The organism is Mesobacillus sp. ABV4_180 (assembly GCF_056158485.1).
In genome coordinates this window covers 3,422,769-3,447,471 of the sequence record NZ_JBSWTJ010000001.1, presented here as the reverse complement: position 1 = coordinate 3,447,471, position 24,703 = coordinate 3,422,769, and the positions used below count along the sequence as shown (strand labels likewise).

Annotated in this window: 26 protein-coding genes; 14 read left to right on the top strand and 12 right to left on the bottom strand. The window is 42.5% G+C overall.

Annotated features, from left to right (window positions below):
- Positions 1-14: 14 nt before the first annotated feature.
- Both ACXAEA_RS17655 and ACXAEA_RS17650 read left to right on the top strand, forming a co-directional pair.
- Positions 15-1,547 carry an alpha-amylase family glycosyl hydrolase gene (locus ACXAEA_RS17655; protein WP_475097167.1) on the top strand — a complete coding sequence of 511 codons (1,533 nt, stop codon included), beginning with the start codon at positions 15-17 and terminating at the stop codon, positions 1,545-1,547.
- A 138-nt stretch (positions 1,548-1,685) separates the two neighbouring features.
- The gene (locus tag ACXAEA_RS17650; protein WP_475097166.1) at positions 1,686-2,729 is read left to right on the top strand and encodes a LacI family DNA-binding transcriptional regulator; all 1,044 of its coding nucleotides are present in this window, start codon (positions 1,686-1,688) and stop codon (positions 2,727-2,729) included.
- A 59-nt stretch (positions 2,730-2,788) separates the two neighbouring features.
- On the opposite strand, the gene ACXAEA_RS17645 is transcribed toward ACXAEA_RS17650, so the two are convergent.
- The 3 genes from ACXAEA_RS17645 to ACXAEA_RS17635 form a co-directional block, all read right to left on the bottom strand.
- Complete coding sequence (locus ACXAEA_RS17645) at positions 2,789-3,655, bottom strand: SDR family oxidoreductase (RefSeq protein WP_475097165.1); 867 nt, start codon at positions 3,653-3,655, stop codon at positions 2,789-2,791.
- A 279-nt stretch (positions 3,656-3,934) separates the two neighbouring features.
- Complete coding sequence (locus ACXAEA_RS17640) at positions 3,935-5,587, bottom strand: CoA-disulfide reductase (protein ID WP_475097164.1); 1,653 nt, start codon at positions 5,585-5,587, stop codon at positions 3,935-3,937.
- A 292-nt stretch (positions 5,588-5,879) separates the two neighbouring features.
- Positions 5,880-6,371, bottom strand: coding sequence for a YajQ family cyclic di-GMP-binding protein (locus ACXAEA_RS17635; protein ID WP_475097163.1), 492 nt, complete (start codon positions 6,369-6,371; stop codon positions 5,880-5,882).
- Positions 6,372-6,537: 166 nt separating this feature from the next.
- Here ACXAEA_RS17635 and ACXAEA_RS17630 point away from each other — a divergent pair, with 166 nt between their 5' ends.
- Entirely contained in the window at positions 6,538-7,401 is an 864-nt protein-coding gene (locus ACXAEA_RS17630) for a CvfB family protein (RefSeq protein WP_475097162.1), read from the top strand.
- A gap of 23 nt (positions 7,402-7,424) precedes the next feature.
- Here the strand turns inward: ACXAEA_RS17630 and ACXAEA_RS17625 are convergent, their stop codons facing one another.
- Both ACXAEA_RS17625 and ACXAEA_RS17620 read right to left on the bottom strand, forming a co-directional pair.
- Positions 7,425-7,556 (bottom strand): DUF3941 domain-containing protein, encoded by a 132-nt coding sequence (locus ACXAEA_RS17625; protein WP_475097161.1) that lies wholly within the window; start codon positions 7,554-7,556, stop codon positions 7,425-7,427.
- A gap of 63 nt (positions 7,557-7,619) precedes the next feature.
- Positions 7,620-8,480: a DegV family protein gene (locus ACXAEA_RS17620; protein ID WP_475097160.1), complete on the bottom strand. Its 861-nt coding sequence runs from the start codon at positions 8,478-8,480 to the stop codon at positions 7,620-7,622.
- Positions 8,481-8,607: 127 nt separating this feature from the next.
- Here ACXAEA_RS17620 and ACXAEA_RS17615 point away from each other — a divergent pair, with 127 nt between their 5' ends.
- Together ACXAEA_RS17615 and ACXAEA_RS17610 are read left to right on the top strand one after the other, a co-directional pair.
- Complete coding sequence (locus tag ACXAEA_RS17615) at positions 8,608-9,450, top strand: YitT family protein (RefSeq protein WP_475097159.1); 843 nt, start codon at positions 8,608-8,610, stop codon at positions 9,448-9,450.
- Positions 9,451-9,472: 22 nt separating this feature from the next.
- A complete protein-coding gene (locus ACXAEA_RS17610) occupies positions 9,473-10,258 on the top strand; it encodes a BsuPI-related putative proteinase inhibitor (RefSeq protein WP_475097158.1) in 786 nt (261 codons plus the stop codon).
- Positions 10,259-10,294: 36 nt separating this feature from the next.
- On the opposite strand, the gene ACXAEA_RS17605 is transcribed toward ACXAEA_RS17610, so the two are convergent.
- From ACXAEA_RS17605 to ACXAEA_RS17595, 3 genes are all read right to left on the bottom strand, one after another.
- Positions 10,295-10,486, bottom strand: coding sequence for a DUF3813 domain-containing protein (locus ACXAEA_RS17605; RefSeq protein ID WP_475097157.1), 192 nt, complete (start codon positions 10,484-10,486; stop codon positions 10,295-10,297).
- The gene (locus ACXAEA_RS17600; RefSeq protein ID WP_475097156.1) at positions 10,487-10,639 is read right to left on the bottom strand and encodes a hypothetical protein; all 153 of its coding nucleotides are present in this window, start codon (positions 10,637-10,639) and stop codon (positions 10,487-10,489) included.
- Positions 10,640-11,169: 530 nt separating this feature from the next.
- Positions 11,170-11,988, bottom strand: coding sequence for a Cof-type HAD-IIB family hydrolase (locus ACXAEA_RS17595; protein WP_475097155.1), 819 nt, complete (start codon positions 11,986-11,988; stop codon positions 11,170-11,172).
- A 212-nt stretch (positions 11,989-12,200) separates the two neighbouring features.
- Between ACXAEA_RS17595 and ACXAEA_RS17590 the strand changes: the two genes are divergently transcribed.
- The 3 genes from ACXAEA_RS17590 to ACXAEA_RS17580 all read left to right on the top strand — a co-directional run bounded on the left by ACXAEA_RS17590 (position 12,201) and on the right by ACXAEA_RS17580 (position 14,649).
- Positions 12,201-12,968: a prolyl oligopeptidase family serine peptidase gene (locus tag ACXAEA_RS17590; RefSeq protein WP_475097154.1), complete on the top strand. Its 768-nt coding sequence runs from the start codon at positions 12,201-12,203 to the stop codon at positions 12,966-12,968.
- A 76-nt stretch (positions 12,969-13,044) separates the two neighbouring features.
- Complete coding sequence (locus ACXAEA_RS17585; protein ID WP_475097153.1) at positions 13,045-13,356, top strand: metal-sulfur cluster assembly factor; 312 nt, start codon at positions 13,045-13,047, stop codon at positions 13,354-13,356.
- A gap of 171 nt (positions 13,357-13,527) precedes the next feature.
- Entirely contained in the window at positions 13,528-14,649 is a 1,122-nt protein-coding gene (locus tag ACXAEA_RS17580) for a TIGR04053 family radical SAM/SPASM domain-containing protein (RefSeq protein WP_475098164.1), read from the top strand.
- Between the two features lie 101 nt (positions 14,650-14,750).
- Here the strand turns inward: ACXAEA_RS17580 and ACXAEA_RS17575 are convergent, their stop codons facing one another.
- Entirely contained in the window at positions 14,751-15,449 is a 699-nt protein-coding gene (locus ACXAEA_RS17575) for a Crp/Fnr family transcriptional regulator (RefSeq protein ID WP_475097152.1), read from the bottom strand.
- 580 nt (positions 15,450-16,029) lie between these two features.
- Between ACXAEA_RS17575 and moaA the strand changes: the two genes are divergently transcribed.
- Positions 16,030-17,046 (top strand): GTP 3',8-cyclase MoaA, encoded by a 1,017-nt coding sequence (moaA, locus tag ACXAEA_RS17570; protein WP_475097151.1) that lies wholly within the window; start codon positions 16,030-16,032, stop codon positions 17,044-17,046.
- Positions 17,047-17,209: 163 nt separating this feature from the next.
- A complete protein-coding gene (gene cls, locus ACXAEA_RS17565; protein WP_475097150.1) occupies positions 17,210-18,721 on the top strand; it encodes a cardiolipin synthase in 1,512 nt (503 codons plus the stop codon).
- A gap of 126 nt (positions 18,722-18,847) precedes the next feature.
- Here the strand turns inward: cls and ACXAEA_RS17560 are convergent, their stop codons facing one another.
- Positions 18,848-19,033, bottom strand: coding sequence for a hypothetical protein (locus ACXAEA_RS17560; protein WP_475097149.1), 186 nt, complete (start codon positions 19,031-19,033; stop codon positions 18,848-18,850).
- A 54-nt stretch (positions 19,034-19,087) separates the two neighbouring features.
- Positions 19,088-19,786, bottom strand: coding sequence for an iron-sulfur cluster repair di-iron protein (gene ric / locus ACXAEA_RS17555; protein WP_475097148.1), 699 nt, complete (start codon positions 19,784-19,786; stop codon positions 19,088-19,090).
- Positions 19,787-20,008: 222 nt separating this feature from the next.
- Here ric and ACXAEA_RS17550 point away from each other — a divergent pair, with 222 nt between their 5' ends.
- The 3 genes from ACXAEA_RS17550 (at position 20,009) to ACXAEA_RS17540 (ending at position 22,707) form a co-directional block, all read left to right on the top strand.
- Positions 20,009-21,274 carry a molybdopterin molybdotransferase MoeA gene (locus tag ACXAEA_RS17550; protein WP_475097147.1) on the top strand — a complete coding sequence of 422 codons (1,266 nt, stop codon included), beginning with the start codon at positions 20,009-20,011 and terminating at the stop codon, positions 21,272-21,274.
- Positions 21,271-21,786: a molybdopterin-guanine dinucleotide biosynthesis protein B gene (mobB, locus tag ACXAEA_RS17545; protein ID WP_475098163.1), complete on the top strand. Its 516-nt coding sequence runs from the start codon at positions 21,271-21,273 to the stop codon at positions 21,784-21,786. Before ACXAEA_RS17550 ends, mobB begins: the two co-directional genes overlap by 4 nt.
- Positions 21,787-21,990: 204 nt before the next feature.
- On the top strand, positions 21,991-22,707 hold the full coding sequence (locus ACXAEA_RS17540) for a YwiC-like family protein (protein WP_475097146.1): 717 nt from the start codon (positions 21,991-21,993) through the stop codon (positions 22,705-22,707).
- Between the two features lie 42 nt (positions 22,708-22,749).
- Here ACXAEA_RS17540 and ACXAEA_RS17535 read toward each other — a convergent pair whose 3' ends face one another.
- Positions 22,750-23,424, bottom strand: coding sequence for a Crp/Fnr family transcriptional regulator (locus ACXAEA_RS17535; RefSeq protein ID WP_475098162.1), 675 nt, complete (start codon positions 23,422-23,424; stop codon positions 22,750-22,752).
- A gap of 146 nt (positions 23,425-23,570) precedes the next feature.
- Here ACXAEA_RS17535 and argC point away from each other — a divergent pair, with 146 nt between their 5' ends.
- Positions 23,571-24,701: an N-acetyl-gamma-glutamyl-phosphate reductase gene (gene argC / locus ACXAEA_RS17530; RefSeq protein WP_475097145.1), complete on the top strand. Its 1,131-nt coding sequence runs from the start codon at positions 23,571-23,573 to the stop codon at positions 24,699-24,701.
- The last annotated feature ends 2 nt before the right edge of the window (positions 24,702-24,703 follow it).

The window sequence follows — 24,703 nt, the reverse complement described above, 5'->3', positions numbered from 1 at the left end:
GAGGAGGAGCGGAGATGAAAAAAAGACTCATCTTCATCTTGATTCCGTTTCTTCTTTTTTACGCCCTCCCTGTAGGCGCAGTTGAAAAAGAAGGACGCAAATGGCAGGATGAAACCATTTACTTTTTAATGGTGGACCGTTTTAATAACGGAGACAATAGCAATGATTTCAAGGTTGATACAAATGACCCGAAGGCTTACCATGGAGGCGACTTCGATGGGATCATCAACGAGCTCGACTACATAAAGGACATGGGATTCACAGCAATCTGGCTGACCCCGGTTTTCGATAATGTCGACAAAGGCTACCATGGATATTGGATCAATGACTTCTATAATACAGAAGAGCATTTTGGAAGCGTTGACAAATTCAAAGAGCTTGTAAAAGAAGCGCATAAACGTGATATCAAAATAATTCTTGATTTTGTCGTAAACCACGTCGCACCTGAGCACCAGTGGGTAAACGACCCTTCAAAGCAGGACTGGTTCCATGAGAAGCAGGACATCATTGACTGGGATGACCAGGAACAGCTTGAAAATAACTGGCTGTATGGCCTCCCGGATCTTGCCCAGGAAAATCCTGAGACAAAAAAATACTTGATGGACGCCGCTAAATGGTGGATTGAAGAGACAGACATAGATGGTTATAGACTTGATACTGTCCGACACGTGCCGGTTGATTTTTGGGCCGATTTTTCAAAAGAAGTGAAAAGTGTCAAGGATGATTTTTACCTCATTGGCGAGGTTTGGTCGGAGGATCCAAATTATATCGCTGAATATGATAAGGCTGGGATTGATGGTTTTGTTGATTTTCCACTGAATGATCAGCTGCGTACGGCCTTCGAAAAACCAGACCAGACATTGGACTGGCTATTAACAACAGCAAAAAGAAATAAGGCGATTTATGAGAATCCTGAATTGATGGGGAATTTCATTGATAACCATGATATGGTCAGGTTTACAAGGAAAGCGGTTCAGAACAGACAGCATCCCGGAACCAGGTGGAAAATGGCGCTGACCTATATGTATACGGCTCCAGGGATTCCGATTGTCTATTATGGAAGCGAAATCGCCCTCGATGGAGGGGAAGATCCGGATAACCGCAGGCAGATGAGCTTCAGGGCAGATAAGGAACTGATCGACTATATTACAAAGATCGGCGAGCTTCGCAATGATTTGCCATCGTTGACCCGAGGTGACCTTGAAGTCCTTTATGAAAAGAAGGGCATGGCCGTTTTCAAGCGGACTTATAAGAATGAAACAACTGTCATCGCAATCAATAACACAACCAATACCCAGAACATCACATTGACTTCTGACCAATTGGAAGATGACAAAGAATTGCGAGGATTGCTGGCTGACGATCTTGTCAGAAGCAAGAACGGGGAATATAATCTGGCTGTTGACCGTGAGAAAGCCGAGATTTATGTTCTTGCTGAAAAAACAGGATTGAATATCCCTTATCTAATCGCGATGGGCTCTGTGTATGCAGCTTTCTTTGGCTTCATTTTCCTGCTTGTAAAAAGGGCTAGAAGTAAGAAAAAGTAGAAGGAATGCACCGACAAAACTTACCACCACTGTAATCAACGGCAATTTGAAGAACAGTGAAAAAAATACGGAACAAACTTGGACAATTCATTTATAATATAGATAAGGAATTTTTCTGGCAAGAGGGAGGGGAACTTAATGGCTGTCACAATTAAAGATGTTGCGAAGGTTGCAAATGTCGCGCCTTCAACTGTCTCGCGTGTTATCGCCAACAGTCCCAGGATTAGCGAAAAAACGAAGGAACGAGTCAGGGAGGTTATGGACCAGCTTGGGTATCACCCAAACTTTATCGCCAGAAGCCTTGCAAGCCAATCTACACGGGCAATCGGGCTAGTCATGCCAAGCTCTACGGATGTGGTTTTCCAGAACCCATTCTTTCCGACTGTTCTGACAGGATTGAGTGAAGGCGCCCATTCTAAGCAATATGCACTTCACATGACGACTGGTAAGACAGAGGATGAAATCTTTGATGGTGTAGTCTCAATGGTACAGGGCGGCAGAGTCGACGGCGTTGTCCTTCTATATTCCAAAGTAGAAGATAAGGTTATTTCCTACTTGAACGAAAGAGATTTTCCGTTTGTTGTCATTGGGAAACCTTTTAAAGATGATGAAAATACAAGCTATGTCGATAATGACAATTTTAAGGCCGGAAAAGAAGTAACCGAACATCTAATCCAGCTCGGCCATGACAGAATCGGCTTCATTGGCGGTAATCTTGACCTGGTCGTGACGGTTGAACGATTGCTTGGCTATGAGAAGGCGCTGAGAAATTCAGGTATCCAGCTTGTGGATGAATATATCGTCAATGATGAATTCCTTCGTGAGAGTGGCCAGGATGCAGTACAGGTCCTGCTTTCACTGGATAAGCCACCGACTGCGATGGTGGTTACAGACGACCTGATGGCTCTTGGTGTATTGAATAAACTTGATGAAATGGGAATTGTCGTGCCTGATGACATATCAATCGTCAGCTTCAATAACGTCCTGATCGCCGAGATGGCTCGACCGCCGCTTACATCGGTAGACATAAATATATTTGAGCTTGGTTACCAGGCTGCAAAAAGCTTGATTCAAAAAATTGAAAACCCTGATGAACCAATCAAGAGGATCATCGTTCCGTTCAAGATTGTTTCAAGATTTTCATGCGGCTCTCCGAAAGACAATAAGGAAGTATTGGTATAAACACAAAAAAGCAAAGCAGCCGCTTTGCTTTTTTTGATTGTAATAAGATGCTATTTTTCTTAACCGTTGACAATCGTGCCTCCATTGACGTGAATCGTCTGGCCGCTAACATATGTCGAGTCATCGCTAGCCAAGTAAACATAAGCGGGTGCCAGTTCAAATGGCTGTCCTGCCCGTCCCATTGGCGCGTTTGTTCCAAACTTCGCTACTTCATCTGCTGTGAAGGTAGATGGAATCAGCGGTGTCCAGATTGGGCCGGGAGCAACGCTGTTCACGCGGATGCCCTGTGATGCAAGGGACATGGCAAGGGATCTCGTAAATGTCACAATAGCTCCCTTAGTCGCGGAGTAGTCTATGAGCTTCTCATGGCCCTTATAAGCAGTAATAGAGGATGTATTGATGATTGTGCTTCCTTTTTGCAGATGTGGGAGAACCGCCTTCGTGAGATAGAACATGGAGAAAATATTCGTACGGAATGTTTTCTCAAGCTGATCTGCCGAGATATCAAGCAGACTATTTTGAGGGTGCTGTTCAGCTGCGTTGTTGACCAGGATGTCAATCTTTCCTAATTCATCGATTGTTTTCTTTGCAGCGTCTTCGCAGAATGTCTCGCTTCCAACATCACCAGCGAGCAACAGGCATTTACGGCCCTCAGCCTCGACTAGCTCCTTAGTATGTTGTGCATCATTGTTTTCTTCCAGGTAGACAATGGCTACATCCGCACCTTCTTTGGCAAAATATGTCGCGACCGATTTTCCGATTCCGCTGTCGCCTCCGGTAACCAAAGCAACTTTTCCGGTTAATTTCCCTGAACCCTTGTAATTATCATCAACTGATTTTGGCTGAGGCTTCATTTCCGGCTCAGTACCTGGCTGATGATCCTGATGCTGAGGCGGAAATCCTTGCTTATTGCTATCATTAGGCATAATTTCATTCACTCCTATAAATTGAATTCAACATTTATTAAATTCCTTAAAAAACCAGAGAAAAAACATGGAAAATCCTTCATTTGAGGAAATATGCTGTAAATCATTACAGAACTATCGCCTTGCATTGCCCGAAATAGCGAAAGAAATCCCCAAACGGTAAAAGCAGAAGCTTTGCATTACTCGAAAAAGCGAAAGAAATCCCCAAACGGTAAAAGCAAAGGAGTTTCATTGCCTCATAGAAATAAGCGGCTTCCACCTGGAAGCCGCTTTGAGCGTTTAATTCATTTTCTTTTTGAAGATTGAGTATGTCTTGTAACCGCCAGTCAGATTTTTGACCTTGAAACCGTTTTGCTGAAGGATGCGGGAAGCAAGGTATCCTCTTAGGCCGACCTGGCAAGTGATCAGGATCGTTTCATCCTTTGGGAGCTCATCAAGGCGGCTGCGAAGATCATCAAGCGGGATATTCTTTGAGCCTTCAATTTTGCCTTGAGCGTGCTCTTTTTCGGTACGGACGTCGATCATGACTGCTCCGTCCTTAATTAATTCATCAACATCATAGTGCTGTACAGTTTCAATTGTGCCATCGACGATATTGGATGCTACGTAACCAGCCATGTTAACAGGATCTTTTGCAGATGAAAATGGCGGTGCATAGGCAAGCTCAAGCTCTTGAAGGTCATACACGCTCAATCCGCCTTTGATTGCAGTCGCGATTACATCGATGCGCTTGTCAACGCCATCCTTGCCGACTGCCTGTGCGCCGAAGATTTTGCCGCTTTCTCTATCAAAAATAACCTTAAGTGACATTTGTTCTGCCCCAGGATAATAGCCGGCATGTGAAAGTGGGTGAATATGAACTACTTCATAAGAAATTCCCAGCCTGCGTAATAACTTTTCGCTGTTTCCTGTAGTTGCTGCAGTCAACTCGAATACTTTTACGATGGATGTGCCAAGTGTTCCAGGGTATGCAATCTTACGTCCATTAATATGATGTCCAACAATATGTGCCTGCCGGTTTGCAGGCCATGCCAGCGGAATCATCGTTGGCTGTCCATTAATGTAGTCTGTGACTTCGATCGCGTCACCCATTGCATAAATGGACTCGTCTGATGTCTGCAGGTATTCATTTACTTTAATGCCGCCGCGTTGGCCAAGCTCGAGGCCAGAATCCATTGCAAGCTTGTTTTCTGGTCGGACACCGATTGACAGGATGATCAATTCTGCGTCCAGGACTGTGCCGCTTTCAAGTACAACCTTCGTTCCGATATCCTGTACATCTGTGATTCCATCGCCAAGTACCAGCTTAACACCATTCTTTCTTAATTCATCCTCCACGATTGCTGCCATTTCAGGGTCAACTGGTCCCATCACCTGAGGAAGTTTTTCAACCAGTGTGACGTTGACTCCGGCATGAATAAGGTTTTCAGCCATTTCCAGGCCGATGAAGCCTCCGCCGATCACGACTGCATTTTTAGGCTTAGTGTCTTCCAGGTAAGCTTTGATTTTATCCATGTCGGGAATATTTCTCAGTGTGAATACATTTGCGCTCTTCAAGCCTTCAATAGGAGGGATGATTGGTTTCGCTCCTGGTGATAAAACAAGTACATCATAGCTTTCAGTGTATTCTTGACCAGTTTGAACATGCTTCACAGATACTGTTTTTTCTTCACGATTGATGCCAGTGACTTCAGAAAAATTGCGGATATCCAAATTGTAACGAGCATTCATGCCTTCAACCGTTTGAAGAAGCAATTTATTCCTGTCCTCGATTACTCCGCTGATATGATAAGGCAGGCCGCAGTTTGCGAAGGAAATGAATTCCCCTCTTTCGATAAGTACGATTTCTGCCTGTTCGTCAAGTCTTCTAAGTTTGGTTGCTGTTGTTGCTCCGCCTGCTACACCGCCGACGATCACGATTTTTTTACCCATTGTATTGTCATCCTTTCGGTTGAAAAATTAAACTTACTAATACCCCTACTGGTATATTAACTTGAAAATAGGGGAAAACCAATACTACTTTGTGAAGGATTTGTGAATGTTTTATCAAATGCTCGGTTAGAAATAGACAAATTTCACATCGAATTTAATACATTAATTTTACCGTGTTAACAGGATAATACCCTGGGCAGTTTGTGAAGCATTCATGAACTTTTATATAAAAAAGCGGACCTTGATCTTCAAAGTCCGCTTTTTTCCATCATATATAGTTTTTGTGTTTCTATTAACGATAATTCACAAATTGCACATCTACTGTAAGGTCTGCTTCTTTGACTGCAGCGATGATTTTTTGCAGATCATCACGGCTCTTGCCGGTCACGCGCACTTGATCATCCTGAACCTGGCTTTTGACTTTTACGCCGCTGTTCTTAATGATCGTATTAATCTTTTTCGCGTTTTCCTTGTCAATTCCTTGGACAAGTTTTGCACGCTGACGAACTGTTCCGCCAGAAGCACGCTCGACTTTCCCATAGTCAAGATTCTTTACAGGGATTCCGCGCTTGATCATTTTGCTGAATAGAACATCCTTCAACTGGTCAAGCTTAAATTCATCATCAGAAATCAGCACCAATTCTTCTTTATCAAGTGAGATATCACTTTTGCTGCCTTTAAAATCATAGCGATTCTGTATTTCTTTCATGGCAAGGCTGATTGCATTTGTGACTTCAGACATTTCAACTTTGGATACAATATCAAATGAGCTCTCTTTAGACATGGCTACCTCCGGAAAAAATAATTGTTTGCAGCAACGCCAGATTCTTCTGGGCGCTTTCGCTTTTGCTTACATTATAGTAAAATATAGCAGTTCAAACAACTTTACGTAATTTAGGCAGTTTTAATAAATAGGGTAAGATTGTTAAATAACAGGCAGGAGGGATTTTATGTCCTTAAATGAATATACAGGTCAGACATTGGAGCTGACAGTCGCAAGGATTGCAGATTATGGCTACTTTTTAACGGACGGGGAAGAGGATGTGCTATTGCACTCCAATGATACAGACCAGACATTGGAAGAAGGCGAAAAGGTGGAAGTCTTTCTTTTTGTTGATTCAAGAGGAAGGCTGACTGCTACTACGACTATACCGAAAGCCCAGGTAGGAATATATGATTGGGTACCGGTTGCGGATGTGAAGGAAGGAGTCGGAGTATTCCTTGATATCGGCATAAGCAAGGATATTCTGCTGGGTGAGGAAGACTTGCCGGTTGTGAAGTCCGTTTGGCCGCAAAAAGGGGACTTGCTTTATATCACACTGCGAGTGAATCGCAATAATATGATTTACGCACGTATGGCAACAGACCCAGTAATTCAGGACATCTCAGTAAAGGCCACGAGGAGCGCATTCAATCAAAACGTTCATGGGTATATTTACAGGACGGCGAGGGTTGGAAGCTGGATCATTACGGCTGAAGGCTATAAGGGCTTCATCCACGAATCACAGCGCCGGATCGAGCCGCGGATCGGGCAGAAAGTGGAAGGCAGGATCATCGATGTAAAACCAGATGGTTCTGTTAATATCTCGCTGTTGCCACGCAAACAGGAGGCGCTTGATGAAGACGCTGAAAAAATCATGAATTACCTGGAACTCCGCAATGGTGCAATGCCATATCATGACAAGAGCATGTCAGAGGATATCCAGGAACGCTTTGGCATGAGCAAAGGGTCCTTCAAACGGGCGTTGGGCAGGCTCATGAAGGATGGCAAGATTTATCAGGAGAACAATTGGACTTATAAAAAAGAAAAATAGAGCCGCTTGGCTCTATTTTTGCTTTATATGTGATCAGTTTTTTTAGAGTATGCGTTCTTGCCTGCTTTGCGGTTTTTTTCGCGCATCATATTCTTTTCATGGCGAAGGGCATTATTGTCCTTTGCTTTTTTATCGTTATCAGATGTATGTGGCATAATAAAACTCCTTTCAGGTTAGGTACATTTTATTTTTCCTAAAACCCGAAAGGAGTATGTAAATTATGATGGCTGTTTATTTAAAAAGAAAATTGCAATTGTTCCAGGGCCTGTATGGGATCCGACAGCTGCACCAATTGGTGTGATGATAACATCCTTTGGCTTTAGCTCCTCGATGATCATGTTTTTCATTTCAGTCGCTGTTTCAAGGTCATCTGCGTTGCTGATGCCGACTGTCTGCGTTTCGAATGACTCTCCACGTTCTTTCATCACTTCGACAATTCTCCGAAGAAGCTTTTTCTTACCGCGGACTTTTTCAATCGGTACCAATTTGCCGTCCTCTACATTCAAAAGCGGCTTGATGTTTAAAAGGCCGCCTACGAAAGCAGAAGCTTTTGATACTCGTCCGCCTTTTGCGAGGTGGTCTAGGTCATCCACAGAAAATAAATGCTCCATATGCTGGCTGTGGAATTGGACAGCTTCGATGATTTCTTCCTTGGAAGAATTTGCTTTCGCCATGCGTGCTGCTTCCAGAACAACAAGACCGTATCCGAGTGAAGCGCATTTTGAATCGATCACAGTCAAGTTCAAATCTGGATATTCCTCTTTGACTTGTTCGGATATCATGACCGCCGTCTGGTATGTGCCAGATAGTTCGGAAGAGAAGGCTATGTATATTCCAACTTGCTTATTCTTGGCCAATTCAGTAAATGCATCTTTAAAACCTGCAGGGGAAGCCTGTGAGGTTTTAGGAAGATTGCCAGCGCGAATCGACTCGTATACTTGTTTAGGCTGGATTGTTTTAAGATCCTCGTATTCCGATCCATCAATCTGGACTTTTAAAGGGAATAAAATTGCATCGTTTTCTTCATAAAAATGCAATGGCAAATCACATGCGCTGTCAGCCATGATTTTTACTGACATAACTTTCACCTGCTTTCAACCTTATATGATAATAGTTTATCGGGAATATGGGAAAAAGACAATTAAATGTAGTGATTTTCGGCAAAATAGGGGTACAGGAAGAATAGAACAAATAAGGGGGATTTACATGGTTTGGATGGAAACGAAAAAAATCATCATCGTTGTGATAGGGTCTCTTTTAAATGCAATGTCATTAAACTTTTTCTTAATCCCGGCAAATGTCTATGCCAGCGGCTTTACGGGAATTGCGCAGCTCATCTCGAGCATACTCGGAGCATATGCACCATTTAATATTTCTACCGGTATTCTGCTTTTGCTTTTGAATATCCCGGTGACTATTCTTGGCTGGAAGAAGGTAGGAAGGTCCTTTACTTTATATAGTTTCATCTCAGTAGCGCTATCATCCTTCTTTCTTGAAATCCTTCCGGTAAAAGAAGTGTCCAGTGATATTTTGCTGAATGCAGTTTTTGGAGGCGTCATTGCCGCGTTGGGTGTTGGTCTGACACTGAAATGGGGTGCATCAACAGGGGGGATGGATATCATTGCAATGGTGCTGTCCCGTATGAATGATCGTCCGGTTGGTACATATTTCTTTGCTTTGAATGGCATCATTATAATGACAGCTGGATATATTTTTGGATGGGAAAATGCATTATATACCCTGGTAGCTCTTTATGTCTCTACCAGGGTAATCGATGCCATTCATACCCGCCATGAAAAATTGACCGCCATGATCGTTACCAAGAACTCGGATGAATTGAAAAAGGCCATTCATGACAAATTGGTGCGAGGAATCACGCTTCTGCCGGCAAAAGGAGCTTTTTCAGGAGAGGAAAAGGAAATGCTGGTCATCGTGATAACAAGATATGAATTGTATGACCTTGAACACATCATCAAAGAAGTCGATCCACATGCGTTCACGAACATTGTTGAGACTGCAGGGATCTTCGGGTTTTTCAGGAAGGAGTAATCTTTGAAACGGAGGATCGTGAATGAGGAAAATCAGCTTATTGATTATTTTATTGATGATGGCTGTGGCACCTGCCCTGGCAATTGGTGAAGAAAAGCAAGCATCAAGAACAACAGATTTCAGCTTCTATGTGGACCCTGCAGCCGGTCCGGAAAAAGCGGTGTTTGAACTAGTGTTGCAGAATAACGGGAATGTTCCGCTATCATTTGAATTTCCGACATCACAAAAATACGAGATCACCGTCATTGATGCAAAAAAGAAAAAGGTGTATCAATACTCTGAAGGAAAAGCCTTCGCCCAGGCTTTCCAGACGGTGACTGTGAAGCCGCAGGAGAAAATCAAATGGAACGAAATCTGGGACTACTCATCTTCTGGTAAAAGGGTACCAGAAGGGGATTACACTGTGACCGCTCAACTGGCGGCCATTAGTGTCAATGGCAGGCCTATTGGGGATGTGAAGCTTAAGACAGACACAAAAACAATGTATATCCCCGGTGAAAATCCGGTCTTTAAGGGACTCACTGCAGAGGGAAGCCAGGGTTCATATAAAGTAAGCGGAGAAGCCAGGCCGATCAACGGAAGGTTTTATTATTCGGTGGAAGACGGGCATAATGAATTGATTCCTGAAACTGAGATCATTACCGATGTGAAATACCCCCAATGGAAGACGTTCACAATTGATCTTTCTATCCCTGTGAACAAGCTTCCCCAAAATGGCTCACTCATCCTGAATCTTTACGAACGAAGCAAGGACGGGGAAATCATCCACACTTACCCTGTTTTGCTGGAAAGGTTCAATAATCAGTAAAAGCAAAAGCTGGCGGGAGCTCCGCCAGCTTTTGCTTTACTTGCTTTCGATTGAATTCAGCTCGTCCTGAAATGACCGAAGCTGCTCTTTTTCAGCCATCGTCGTATTGGCATAGGCTGAAGATAGAGCATTTTTTGCCGTACTCATAGCTGCTGACTGTTCCGCAGGCTCCGCTGTCTTAGCTAATTGAACAGCTTTCCTTGCTTCCTGAAATAGCCTGTTTCCCATTTAGATTCCTCCCAAAGAGGATTCTTTGACATGAGCCATCTTTTGAGCTTCAGCTTCGGCATATGTGGTGTGGTAAGGGATTCTTTGATCATGCTTGGCGACAGTATCTACACCTTGCTGTACAAAACGTTTGGATTTATTGCTTTTACCCATCGTTTACCCCTCCATCAACGAGCGAATTTGAAACAGGCTAAAAACCCGCTTCACTGATAGTATGCTCTTTCGGTTTAAAATCAACCGGTCCAGGAACAGGTTCTATTTGGCAGGATAATGAAGAGTAAAGGACATTTTGAATCTGAAATAGCAGTGAAATGTGCAAGAAAGACAAGTTAAAGGACATTTTGAAGGTGAAGTAGCAATGAAATGTCCAAGAAAGACAAGTTAAAGGACATTTTGAAGGTGAAGTAGCAATGAAATGTCCAAGAAAGACAAGTTAAAGGACATTTTGAAGATGAAGAAGCAATGAAATGTCCAAGAAAGACAAGTTACTGGACATTTTGAAACTGAAGAAGCAATGAAATGTCCAAGAAAGACAAGTTAAAGGACATTTTGAAGATGAAGAAGCAATGAAATGTCCAAGAAATCCATGCTAATGAACATTTTCGGCAAGATAAACCGCAAAAACGTCCGATAGAGCTGGAGCTATCGGACGTTTTAAACTCGGTCATCAAACAGTATTCAATTTAAAGTGCCTTCAAATTCAGCAAATCATTTAAGTAAATGCCGATTCCATCTTCTTCATTGGATAGGGTGATATCATTAGCGATATTTTTTACAACGTCAATGGCATTGCCCATTGCGATGCCGCGTCCTGCGTACTCAAGCATATCTAAATCATTGTCTTCGTCGCCGAAGGCAATGATTCTTTCAGGCGGAATCTGGAAATAGTCAGATGCTTTCTTTAAGCCGACAGCTTTGTTCAATCCATATTTTACAATTTCAACGACATGGAATGGAGCCGCCCAGCTTCTGTGGTCGATTACTTCTGCATGGACTTCTGACAGGTGGGCACGTATTTTTTTTACGTCCTCCTCCTCAGAATGGATAAGCATGCTCGTTGGTGACGTCTTCAAGTATCTTCTAAGATCGCCGGTCGTGATGTTGGGGTTGCCCAGGTTGAAGATATCCATCAATTTCTCGTCATGATAGTGTACATACACATCGTCGATTACTTCGGCGATAATGTTGTGGTATTTGAAATCATCGAGTGCCTCGACAATATCCTTCGCAACATCGATTGAAAGAGGAGAATGATGGACTCCCCAGCTTGTGTCCAGAGGATGATGGACGAACGCGCCGTTAAAATTCACAATCGGAGTGTCCAACTTCAGCTCATGATAGTACATTTCGCTTGAACGGAATGGTCTTCCGGTAGCGATCATGACTACGTGGCCTGCTTCACGTGCTTTTTGGATAACCCGCTTATTCTTTTCTGAAATGGTTTTATCATCTGTAAGTAAAGTGCCGTCAAGGTCTAATGCAATTAAGTGTTTTTCAGCCATAAATACTCCTTTTATAAATCAATTTTTTTAATGTTATGCGTTTGATTGGCTCTTTTTTCATAAGAGTTCTACAATACATATATTGGATGCTGGTTAAATTGTTGTATAACCACTATGGTAACCATTTTACATATAAATTGTAAAAAAATCATTTTACGGACTTAAAAGAGCGGTAAATTTTATACAGCTCATGTTTCTGGGAGGGGTTAAAGTTGATTTTAGTCGAAAAAAAGCGCATTGGACATATTCCCGTTCTTCATATCGCAAAACAAAAACAATTTTCTGAAAGAATGCCATTGATTGTTTTCCTGCATGGATTCACGAGCACGAAAGAGCGCAATCTGCATCCTGCTTACCTTTTTGCCGAAAAAGGGTTCCGGGTGATCATGCCTTCAGCAAAATATCACGGGGAACGCGGTGAGGGATTAACTGAAAAGGAATTAGGCTTCCGTTTTTGGGAAATCGTTATGACATCGATCGAAGAACTGGTGACAATCAAAAATGAATTAGTTGCTGAAGGGCTGGTGGATCATTCAAGAATTGGTGTTGCAGGAACGTCCATGGGTGGCATCACGACTCTTGGTGCAATGGCCAAGTATGATTGGATCAAAGCAGGAGTAAGTTTGATGGGGAATCCGGCATTTGAACAGTTTGCCTTATGGCAGCTGAATGAAATGGAAAAGCGAAATGTGAAATTAGAGCTTTCCCAGCATCAAATTTCTGATTTGCTGAATCAGCTGAAAGAATACGATCTCAGCCTGCAAGCTGAAAAATTGAAAAAGCGTCCGCTGATGTTCTGGCATGGGAAGCTTGATACTGTCGTTCCGTATGAAGCTGCCTATCATTTTTATGAGCAAAACAGGAAAAGCTATGAGGGTACAGACGGTTTATTTGAATTCATTACAGATGAGAATGCCGGACATATTGTATCGAATGCTGGTATAATCGCGACAGCAGAATGGTTTGAAAAACACATATAATGTCTTTCTGCTTTAAATGATGATAAATCATTGTTATGATAGGAATAAGTATCAGCTATAAAAGGAGTGTTCACCAATGGATCAGGATTTGAAAGATAGCATGATGGGTGCGCTTGAGATGGTCGTCGACCCTGAACTTGGCGTAGATATCGTTAATTTGGGGCTTGTATATGATGTGGATTTGAATGAGGAAGGACTTGCAACAGTTACAATGACTTTGACTTCAATGGGATGCCCTCTTGCAGGAACAATTGTCGAGCAGGTAAAACTTGCACTATCTGACTTGCCTGAAGTTAAAGATACAGAAGTAAACATCGTATTCAACCCGCCATGGTCAAAGGATATGATGTCCCGTTACGCAAAAATCGCCCTTGGCGTGAGAGATTAAATTATAGTAAACAGATGGGCAGCAGGGATCAATCCTGCTGCTTTTATTGTGAGGTCACAAAATTGTCATAGACTACGTGTAATCAGTCCCTTTTATGTGAGGTAGTTCACTTAAACATGATGGAAACCCTTATATACTTTATATAGTGAAGTATAAAGGAGGGGCCAGATGATGTTTGCGAGAGATTTTAACAAGGACCCATTCATAGTGATTTGGGAACTGACAAGAGCCTGCCAACTTAAATGCCTGCACTGCCGTGCGGAAGCCCAATATAGAAGAGATCCGCGTGAATTATCCTTTGAAGAGGGGAAAGCGCTCATCGATCAGATACATGAAATGAATAACCCGATGCTAGTGTTCACAGGCGGAGACCCGCTGATGAGGGAGGACGTGTTTGATATTGCTGAGTACGCCGTGAAAAAAGGTGTGCGTGTGTCCATGACTCCAAGCGCGACGCCGAATGTCACGAAAGAAGCAATTGAAAAGGCGAAAGATGTTGGATTATCCCGCTGGGCATTCAGTATAGACGGACCAACTGCCGAGGTCCATGATCATTTCCGGGGGACTGCAGGATCGTTTGATTTGACGATGGAACGGATCAAATACTTGCATGAATTAAAAATCCCAATTCAAATCAACACGGTGATTTCACGCTATAATATCGATTATCTGGATGAAATGGCCAAGATGGTGGAAGACCTGGATTGTGTATTGTGGAGTGTGTTTTTCCTAGTGCCGACAGGGCGTGGCCAGGAGAAGGATATGATTTCGCCTGTTGAGCATGAAAAAGTGTTTACTTGGCTGTATGAGTTGAGCAAGCGAGTAAAGTTTGACATCAAAACAACTGCTGCCCAGCATTATCGCCGTGTAGTTATCCAAAATAAGATGCGCGAAGCAAAAGAACATACTGAAGAAATTGATTATCTGGCAGCATTGACCAAGGAAGGCCTCACGGGTTCGATTGATGGTCTTGGGAGGGCACCTAAAGGGGTCAATGACGGGAATGGATTTGTATTCATCTCACATATTGGAGACGTTTATCCAAGCGGACTTTTGCCAGTTAAAGCAGGCAATGTCAGAGAGCAGCCGATTGCCGAGATCTACAGGGAGTCACCTGTTTTCAAATCATTGAGAAATCCAGATGAATATAAGGGAAAATGCGGTGTGTGTGAGTTCAGGCATGTTTGCGGCGGATCCCGTTCACGTGCCTATGCGATGACAGGAGATTATCTGGAGAGCGAGCCGTTTTGCGTTTATATTCCAAAAGCGTTGCGAAAGCAGAAACAAAGTTAAAATAAGGACTGATTTTCTGCAAAAAGTGAAGTTAGCATATAGGAAAGCGAGTGGAGACAATCAAATGGCTCCACTCGCTTTTTATAATAACTCTTTCAGTCTTAATCGATTGAACAGAATACTGCCGGACAGTTTTCGCAGCCGATTTCCTGTCGCAAATAATCGACGTCATGGATCAGGATTTTTCCCTTTTTGATTGAGATGATGCCCTCGCGCTTCAGCTCGTTCAGGATACGGTTCGTACTCTCACGCGATGTTCCGCAGAAGTTAGCGAGCTCCTGGTTTGTCAGCGGCAGGTCAATCAAAATGCCTGTTTCCAAATGGACTCCATAGCTGTTTGTCATTCGGATCAGGGTAGAGAATAATGCGCCTTTTTTTCCGTTAAGCACAAGATCTCGGAATTTTGTCTGTGTTTTTCGGAAATGGTCGCTCATCCATTTCATGAATTCAAAAGCCAGGGAAGGATTCTGGAAAATTTCTTTCTCGATGACATCTTTTCTGATTGCAGCAATTTTCGCATCTTCAAGGATCAACGCACTTAAAAGATATCTTGGTGCCTCCGTGAATAACGTCAATTCTCCACAAATATCATTTTCTCCGCAAATCCTCAGCGCAAGCTCGCGGCCGTCCTGGGTGACCTTGCTGATTTGGACCTTGCCTCCTAGGATCAAGTAAAGCTCCTCCGCCTCCATGCCTTCCTGGAACAAATAAGTTCCTTTCTTTACACTGATCGTACGGTCAGCAAATTGGAGTAATTCTTTTATTTCAATCGAATGAGTCACTTTAGTTGTATTTGGCATGGTCATCACCCTTTGTTTATTTTTGGCACTGCTAAAGTATTGTAGATGAATCTTAACAGAGATGAAGCTAATTTAAATCAGGTTAAGTACAGTTGATTTTCCTGGCAAATTATCTATTGTCACAATAATAACACCGGCGTAGTGTTAACCGAATATCGAAAGACCAATTGTCAAAATGTCGTCACAAATATCAGGCTTTATGTTCATAATTTAGAAACAAATAATCTTAATCCTATTATATCGGCAAGCAATCGATTAGGAATCGGTGGTTTGGATCTATCTGTGACGTTTTGTTGAACAAAGAATAATCACATATTATTAACAGGGATTTTTTTCGCTATACTCTCACAGCTTCATTTAATGGTATTCATTTTCCTATCCAATAATATGACAACATATTGACAATTAATGCGAAAAAACACTGTCCATGCAGTTTTTATGTTGTAATATAGATATAAGGATAAAATCTACTATTTTAATAGAGGACTATTGATGTTACTGTGAGAATATTAACAGTTAACAATTTTACTAATTGTTACAATGTCAATAATCATAACTTCTATAATTGGAGTTGACACATATGGTGAAAAACATCATTAAAGACCAATTGAATAGACCGCTGCGCGATTTGCGTATTTCTGTTATAGATCGATGTAACTTCCGCTGCCAGTACTGTATGCCTGCGGAGGTTTTCGGACCGGACTTCGCTTTCCTTCCAAAAAGCGAGTTATTGTCATATGAAGAAATTGAGCGTGTGGCTAAATTGTTTATCGGGCTGGGCGTGGAAAAAATCAGGCTTACAGGCGGCGAGCCATTAATGCGAAAAGATTTGCCTGTCCTTGTTAAAAAACTGAACGAGATTGAAGGATTGAAGGATATCGCCTTGACTACGAATGGGGTACTGCTTCCAAAACATGCTGATCAGCTGCGTGCGGCAGGCCTGGTGCGCGTGAACGTCAGCCTGGACAGCTTGAAGGATGAGTTGTTTGGCGAAATCAACGGCAGGAATGTTGGTGTAGGACCAGTCCTCGAAGGAATCGAGGCTGCAAAGAAAGCTGGATTAGGCGTAAAAATCAATATGGTCGTAAAAAAGGGCCTGAATGATTCTGAAATCCTTCCAATGGCAGAATTCTGCAAGAAGGAAGACCTCGAGCTTCGTTACATCGAATACATGGATGTAGGAAGCACAAATGGCTGGAAAATGGATGATGTCATCACAAAGAAACAAATTTACGACATGATTAATGAACACTATGAATTGGAACCAGTAGACCCTGAGTACTTCGGTGAGGTTGCGAAAAAATACAGGTATAAAGGGACAGATATCAATGTTGGCTTTATTTCCTCGGTATCAGAGTCCTTTTGCTCAAGCTGTACAAGGTCACGATTGTCTGCAAATGGCCAAATCTTCACTTGCCTTTTCAATGGGAATGGGCATGATATCCGCGATTTCATGCGTGCAGGCGCTACAGATGATGAATTGCGTGCACGCATCACAGACATCTGGAACCACCGCGTGGACCGATATTCCGATGAACGGACAGCAGAAACCGTTGCTAATAGAAAGAAAATCGAAATGTCCTATATTGGCGGCTAAGACTCCTTCGGGGGTCTTTTTCTTTTTTTAGTGCAATTGGAATGCGATCGAAATAATTAAGTTTGCATTTTGTACGGAAACTTCATTTAGGGCATACTATGTTTCCGAACAAACAGTTTTGGGGTATACATAATCTACTATAAACTTGTTGGAGAATGCCTGAATGTTAAAAAGAAGAATAGAGTTTTTATTTGTATTTATCTTAATAGCCTGTTTGTATATCATTTTATTCACCGGTTACAGCCAATTCGTGAAGGGGGCAGCTATCCTTGTTTACGGAATCATCATCCTGATCAGCCTGTATTCATTGATGCTGGAGAATCGGTCAGCCCAGCATACGCTGATGTGGATGTATGTGATGCTGCTGTTTCCTGTTGCTGGGTATTTCTTTTACCTGTTTTCCGGCCAGTTGTATTTGAAAGGTTATTTATATAAAAGTAAGAGGACTCGTGACCGGGACCAATGGGAGAAATTGATGCGCAGAGAAGAGTCACGGAATCTGTCTTTCTTGACTGAGAATCAGCAATGTTTTGCCCAATATGCAAAGAATGCTTCCTTAACACCTATTACGACTTCTTCAAAGGCGAAAATCCTCAAAAATGGAGAAGAAACATTTAGCGAAATCAAAAAGAAGCTTAAAGAAGCAGAAAAGTTCATTCATATGGAATACTATATTTTCAGGTCTGACAGACTGGGAAGAGAGATTATTGACATCCTGATCGAGAAAGCAAAGCAGGGCGTTGAAGTTTTGTTTATGTTTGATGCAGCTGGCAGCTTGAAGTTTGCTGCAACAGACCTGAAGGACATGCAGGAGGCTGGCATAAAAGCCGCTCCATTTTCACCGCTGAAATATGGGTTCTTCAACCAAAAATTCAACTTCAGGAATCACCGGAAGATTATCATCATTGATGGTGAAATTGGGTTTGTGGGTGGTTTGAATGTAGGAGTCGAATATCTGGGCGAGGATGAAAATTTCGGTTTCTGGCGAGATACTCATATGATGTTGACTGGAGAGGCAGTGTATACACTTCATAATGTTTTCATGCTTGATTGGGAATATGTCAGCGGTGAGGAGGTTCTCGAGGATCATCGAGCAGTAAAAAAGGAGCATCAGGATGAAGAACTGGACGGTGCTATCCAGGTAGTGGCGAGCGGGCCAGATACACAGCAAGGAATCATGAGTGACTTCTATTATACTATGATGTCATGTGCGACAAAGTCGATTTGGATCGCAACTCCTTACTTTGTCCCTGATGAAGCAATCCGAACGGCATTAAGGGTAGCTGCAGCCAAGGGAATTGAAGTCAGGATCATGGTACCTGAAATCAATGACAGTTACCTGACTCAATATGCAAGTCGTTCATATTTTTCGGAGTTGCTGAGAAATGGTGCTGAAATTTACTCCTATAAAAAAGGTTTTTTGCATCAAAAAGTCGTCATCGTCGATGGAAATATAGCTTCAATCGGCACTGCCAATATGGATATGAGAAGCTTCCATCTGAATTTTGAAGTGAATGTCTTCCTGTTCGGTACAAGTTCGATAAGAGACCTTGTGGCACATTATGAGCAAGATATGGAAGAAAGCGAAAAAATCAGTCCTGTTCAATATCATAAGCGAGGATTTATTGAAAGATCGAAGGAATCGTTCGCCCGTCTTTTTTCAGGAGCATTATAAAGTGTCCACATGTAAAGAAATGACCTCATCTGGGAAGGATGAGGTCATTTTTTTATGAGATGAGAACGTAAAAAGTTCACTTCGAGAATTGTCCAGCTTCAGCGCCTAGGCCCTTGAGACGTTGGTCTAGCTGCGGCTCCTATCTCCTCGAGACGCCTGTCTAGTGTCACCTCCTAAAAACTCCGAAACTTCAACTCCGCCGGCAGAAGCAAAAAGCGCTTCTTTGTCGGAATCTCCAGTTTCTGCGTTTCTGGGCAGTCGGCTATACTTTTCGATTTCGGTCCTGCCAATGAAGTCAAAGAACGACTTCACCGGCCGGCCCTCCAACGCTTGTCGGGGCTGACCAAGGAGCTTGCGCTTTTCTTCCTAGGCAATATACCTTGGGAATAGGATGTTATTTTCCAGATGCACGTGCATGAAAGTATGTGATTCAAGGGCTTCCAATCGTTTATATACTAAACGATACGTTCCGCAGGCGTCCATAGGCGGGCTAAAGTCATCGGTAATTTCGCGTAATTGCTTTAGAATTGAACCTGCATGGTCATGTTCCTTTTCCAATTCGGTTATTTCCGCTACGATTTCATTTCTTCTGATTTCTTCTGCAGTATCTAGCTGGAGCAGGAGCGGGAATACGGTAGCTTCTTCTTTTGCTGTATGCTCAAGCAGTTCCTTTTTCAGTTCATAGAAAAGTTCATAGACTTTCACTAGCTCTTCATGACGGTCACCGTGTACTTTAGCAACCTTCGTGACATAAGGACTGAGCATTTTAAGCTCCTCTTCAAGCTCCCGGTGGTATTTATTCTTGATGTGGTCGATCAATTCAGCTGAGCCTGTTTCTGTCCATACCTCCATGTTTTCTGCCGTTCCGTTATGCTTTTTGTAAAGTTCCTCAAGTTCATCCATGATCGCTGAAACATCAAGGTTTTGCTCACCCGCTGCTTCTGCAAGAGGACGATTGCCGCCGCAGCAGAAGTCCAGTCTGTTCTTCTTGAATAAATCACTTGATTGAGGAAATATATTGACAATATCTTTTACTAAAGAATTTTGATCAAAAGGCATTTTCATATAATAACCCTCCATAAAATTATTTAATACTGTATCCATACTCATCATAAAGGAAATCAGTTTACTGCTTGGTGATGTGAATCACACTTCACAAAAAATCCACATATTTTCTAGACTTTTTATGAGAAAATACTGTGAGGTTTGTTATGTTTTCATTTTTACATTACTCTTATAATGATAAGGATAATCCCAGAATTTAAGCCTGTAATAGGAGCTGATTATATGTTAGAGAAAAGAAATCCTATTCCGATAGGAGAGGCAGTTAAAAAAGTGATGGAGCATAAGAAGCTTGGCTCCACTGAATATGTTTCAATCAACGAAAGCTATGGACGCTATCTGTCAGAGGACCTGAAAGCTACCAGTGATGTCCCTCATTTTGATCGGGCGCCATATGATGGGTATGCTGTCCGTTCAGTCGATACCCAGGGAGCTTCTCAGTCCAATTCGGTTGAACTTGAAGTGGTGGACCATATAGGAGCAGGCATGCTTACAGATAAAGAACTTGGGCCATTCCAGACAGTCCGGATCATGACCGGGGCGCAGATGCCCGTTGGTGCCGATGCTGTTGTGATGCTAGAACTTGCGAATGAAATAGAACGCGACGGAAAAAAGTTTATGCAAACAAAACGCAAACATAATAAAGGCGATAATGTTTCCTACAGGGGCGAAGATGCTAAGGAAGGGGAAGTGCTTGTCAAAAAAGGCACATTAATTAATCCTGGCATTCAGGCCATGCTTGCAACATTTGGTTATGCAAACGTGCCTGTTGCGAGGAAGCCGATAATCGGTCTTTATGCAACGGGCACCGAATTGCTTGAGGTCGATGAGGCCCTTGAGCCAGGAAAGATTCGCAACAGCAATTCATATATGATTTCTGCGCAAATTCTTAGGGCAGGCGCAGAAGTGAAATACTTTGGCCAGCTGCCTGATGATTTCGATACATGCTTTGACGCAGTCAGCAAAGCCATAGGTGAAGTGGATTTATTTATTACTACTGGCGGAGTATCTGTTGGGGACTATGACTACCTCCCAGAGATTTACGCAAAGCTTGGAGCAGAAGTGTTGTTCAATAAGGTAGCGATGAGGCCAGGAAGTGTCACGACTGTTGCACAGCTTGAAGGCAAGCTGCTGTTTGGTTTGTCTGGGAATCCGTCTGCATGCTATGTAGGCTTTGAATTGTTCGCTAGACCAATCATCAGGACGATGCTTTTTACGCACCAGCCCCATCTAAGGAAGGAAAAAGCGGTTCTTGATGCAGATTTCCCTAAAGCGAATCCTTTTACCAGATTTGTAAGGAGCGCACTGACAATCCGGGATGGCAGGCTAGTAGTTACACCGAGTGGCCTGGATAAATCGAATATCATCATGAGTCTGGCGGGGGCTAATTCGCTCATGATCCTCCCGGGCGGCACAAGAGGCTTTGAGCGTGGGATTGAAGTGGAAGTTCTGATGCTTGAAGACCATGTTGGCAGTGATTGGCCTTGGTGAAGCCGGCCCTGTTCCAAATTGCAGGTTACCAGAACAGCGGGAAAACAACGCTAAGCCTGAAACTGATTGAGCGGCTTTCCACCTTGGGACTAAAGGTCGCGACAATCAAACACCATGGACATGGAGGAAAGCCTGATATCCTGGAATCAAAAGATTCAAGCCGGCATATCAAGGCGGGAGCAGCTGTATCGCTTGTAGAAGGGGAAGGCAGGATCGTGATTCAGGCTGAAAATGGACATTGGTCTCTTGCTGATGAGATCGAAATGCTGTCATGCTTCAAGCCGGATGTGATCCTAATAGAAGGGTACAAGAATGAACATTATCCGAAGGCAGTCATTCTGCGAGATGAGGATGACCTGGAGCTATTGGGAAAATTGCCGAATATCAAAGTCATTTTTACCAGGAAACAAGAGCTAGTTCAAAAGCTGATCCATCTGGATATACCTGTTTTCCACTCTGCTGAAACGCACGGAGTTAATTGGATTTTAGATTATCTAAACAAGCTAGATTAGGAATAATATAATACATTTAATTAATCCACTTGAAACATCAATTCGGAAAAAAGGCTGAATCGCTTTTGATTCAGCCTCTTCTCTGTTTTTTTGACAGTTCAGTGTCAACTGAATTCCAGAGGGCAAAAAATGTGATGTGTTTCACTTATTTTGATACAACACTGCTATATAGTAAGGGTATGAAATAGAAGGGAGTGTTGAATCATGAAGTTATTTATGCCAAAACAGCACGGTGCCTGGGCGATGCTGATCATCCCGTTCTGGCTTGGAGCGGCGGCAAGTGAAATGATCTGGCAGCATATCCCGTTTTTCATAGGGTGGCTATTTTTATATTTGGGAACGTATCCACTACTATTGATGTTCAAGAAAAAGAAGATCCCATTCTATCGAAAATGGGTACTTATTTATATGGTTCCAGCCCTATTATTTTTGATGGTTCCGCTGTTCACGACTCCTTCCATCGTTTACTTCGGTATATCGATGATTCCATTTTTCATGGTCAATGCCTATTTTTCAGCAAAAAATCAGGATAGGGAGCTTATGAACGATTTAAGTGCCATCATTGTTTTCGCCATTGCAGGACTGGCTAGCAGCTACTTGCCGGCCGGGGAAGTGAATGAAAATGCGGTGCTGGTATTTGCAGCTTCAATCTTATTTTTCACCGGAAGTACTTTTTATGTGAAAACCATGATCCGGGAAAAAAAGAATGCCAGCTTCAAATGGATTTCCTGGTCATACCATCTGCTTGTGCCAGTTCTGTGGCTTGCAGCCGGAGAGATGGCCGTCGCCCTGGCAGCCATTCCAAGCCTGTTAAGATCCGTAGCCTTTTATGGCAGACATTTGTCAGTCATGCAGGTAGGAATATATGAAATTGTAAATGCCGTCCTTTTTTTCATCATCATGCTATTTCCGATTTTATAATAAGTAAGCCGCCAGCACACATAGCTGACGGCTTATATATATCTATTCAATATTACAAATTTCTACCGGACAGTTCTCACAGTCTATTTCTCTTTTTAGCTGTTTGATTGCATGAATGGTAATGAAGCCTCTATCGATTGAAATGATTTCATTCTTTCTCAATTCGCTTAATAGCCTGTTGACGACTTCTCGTGAAGTGCCGCAAAAGTTTGCGAGCTCCTGGTTCGTAAGGGATACATTGATTTTAATTCCTTCATCTGTATCAACACCATAGCTGTTTGCCATACGGATCAGTGTAGAGTAAAGTGCTCCTTTTTTTCCATGAAGGACGAGATCCCTGAACCTTGTTTGCGACTTGCGGTGCTGAAGGGACAGCCATTTAACAAGTTCAAGCGCTAGTCTGTTGTCCTTCGTGATTTCATCCTCGAGTTTATCTTTTTGGATTACCGCCACAGTTCCACTTTCAGAGGCTCTGGCATTCAGTACATGATTGGAGGCAGGACTGAATAAGGAAAGTTCCCCAACCAATTCACCGGACGAGCACATCCGGATCGCCAATTCACGTCCATCTGGCACCATTTTGCTGACCTGGAATTTCCCGCTTTGAATAATATATAGCTCATTTGCGGTATTTCCTTCTTCAAAGAGAAAACTCCCCTTTTCGATTTTCTTAATTCTATGAACCTTTTCGAAAAGCATGTTCAAATTGGGTGACATGATTGTTGCGCCAAGCATGTAAATACCACCTTATAAAGGGAATGCATATACTCCCTTGCGTATATGATTTTAATATTATTATATTGTAAAGCATTTTAAAGCAGCAATGAAATTGTGAAATGTTCACATATTGTTAATAATTTTTATTGCCTTTTCATATTTTAGTTTTTATAATAAAAAGAACTTTATTAATATTTATAAATTTTTATGGTTATTTATGCATAAGGTGGAAGGAGGAAAAAAGTGAAGGCAGCTATCATTGGCACCACAGGATATGGGGGGGAGAGCTGATTCGTATCCTCGCCAATCATCCATATTTCACTATTCATTCAATCCATACAACAAGGGAAGAAAAACCTGTGTCTGAAGAGTATCCTCATTTGACAGGAATTTTTGACAAAGTCCTCACCAAGATTGATCCTGATAAAATCTCTGAGGCAGCAGACGTTGTTTTTCTTGCAACCCCCTCTAAGGTCTCTGGAAAACTCGCTGCATCATTTTTTAAAAAGAACATCAAAGTCATTGATTTATCGGGAGATTTGAGATTAAAAGAAGCTAATGCTTATAAAAAATGGTATAAGCATGAGCCGGTTGCCAACTCAATTCTGGGTGAAGCGGTATATGGACTTAGCGAATGGAACAGGGAACAGATTGCAAATGCAAGCCTTCTGGCTAATCCAGGCTGCTATCCAACTGCAGCACTACTCGGGCTGGCCCCAGTCCTTACTGAAAAACTAGTTGATCCGAAAAGCATCATTATTGATGCAAAATCTGGTGTGTCCGGCGCAGGCAGGTCTCCCTCGATGGGCACTTTGTACGCTGAGTTGAATGAAAATTTCAAAATTTACAAAGTGAATGAGCACCAGCATATTCCTGAGATTGAACAGCAATTAAGTCTTTGGAATGGTGAAGAGTTGAAGATAACCTTTAGTACACATTTGATTCCGGTTACGAGAGGCATCATGGCGACAATGTATGTGGATTTAAAAGAAGATTGGGATACTTCGAGATTGCTGGATTTGTATGAAGAAACGTATTTACAACACCCCTTTGTAAGAATCAGGAAGCAAGGGGGTTTCCCGGCAATCAAAGAGGTGAAAGGGTCGAATTATTGCGATATCGGCTTGCATGCAGACAGCAGGACTGGCAGGCTGACCATTGTTTCGGTCATCGATAATTTAATGAAAGGCGCTGCAGGGCAGGCAGTCCAGAACGCCAATATCATGTTTGGATTGGAGGAAACGGCGGGACTTGAAATGATTCCCCTGTATCCATAAAG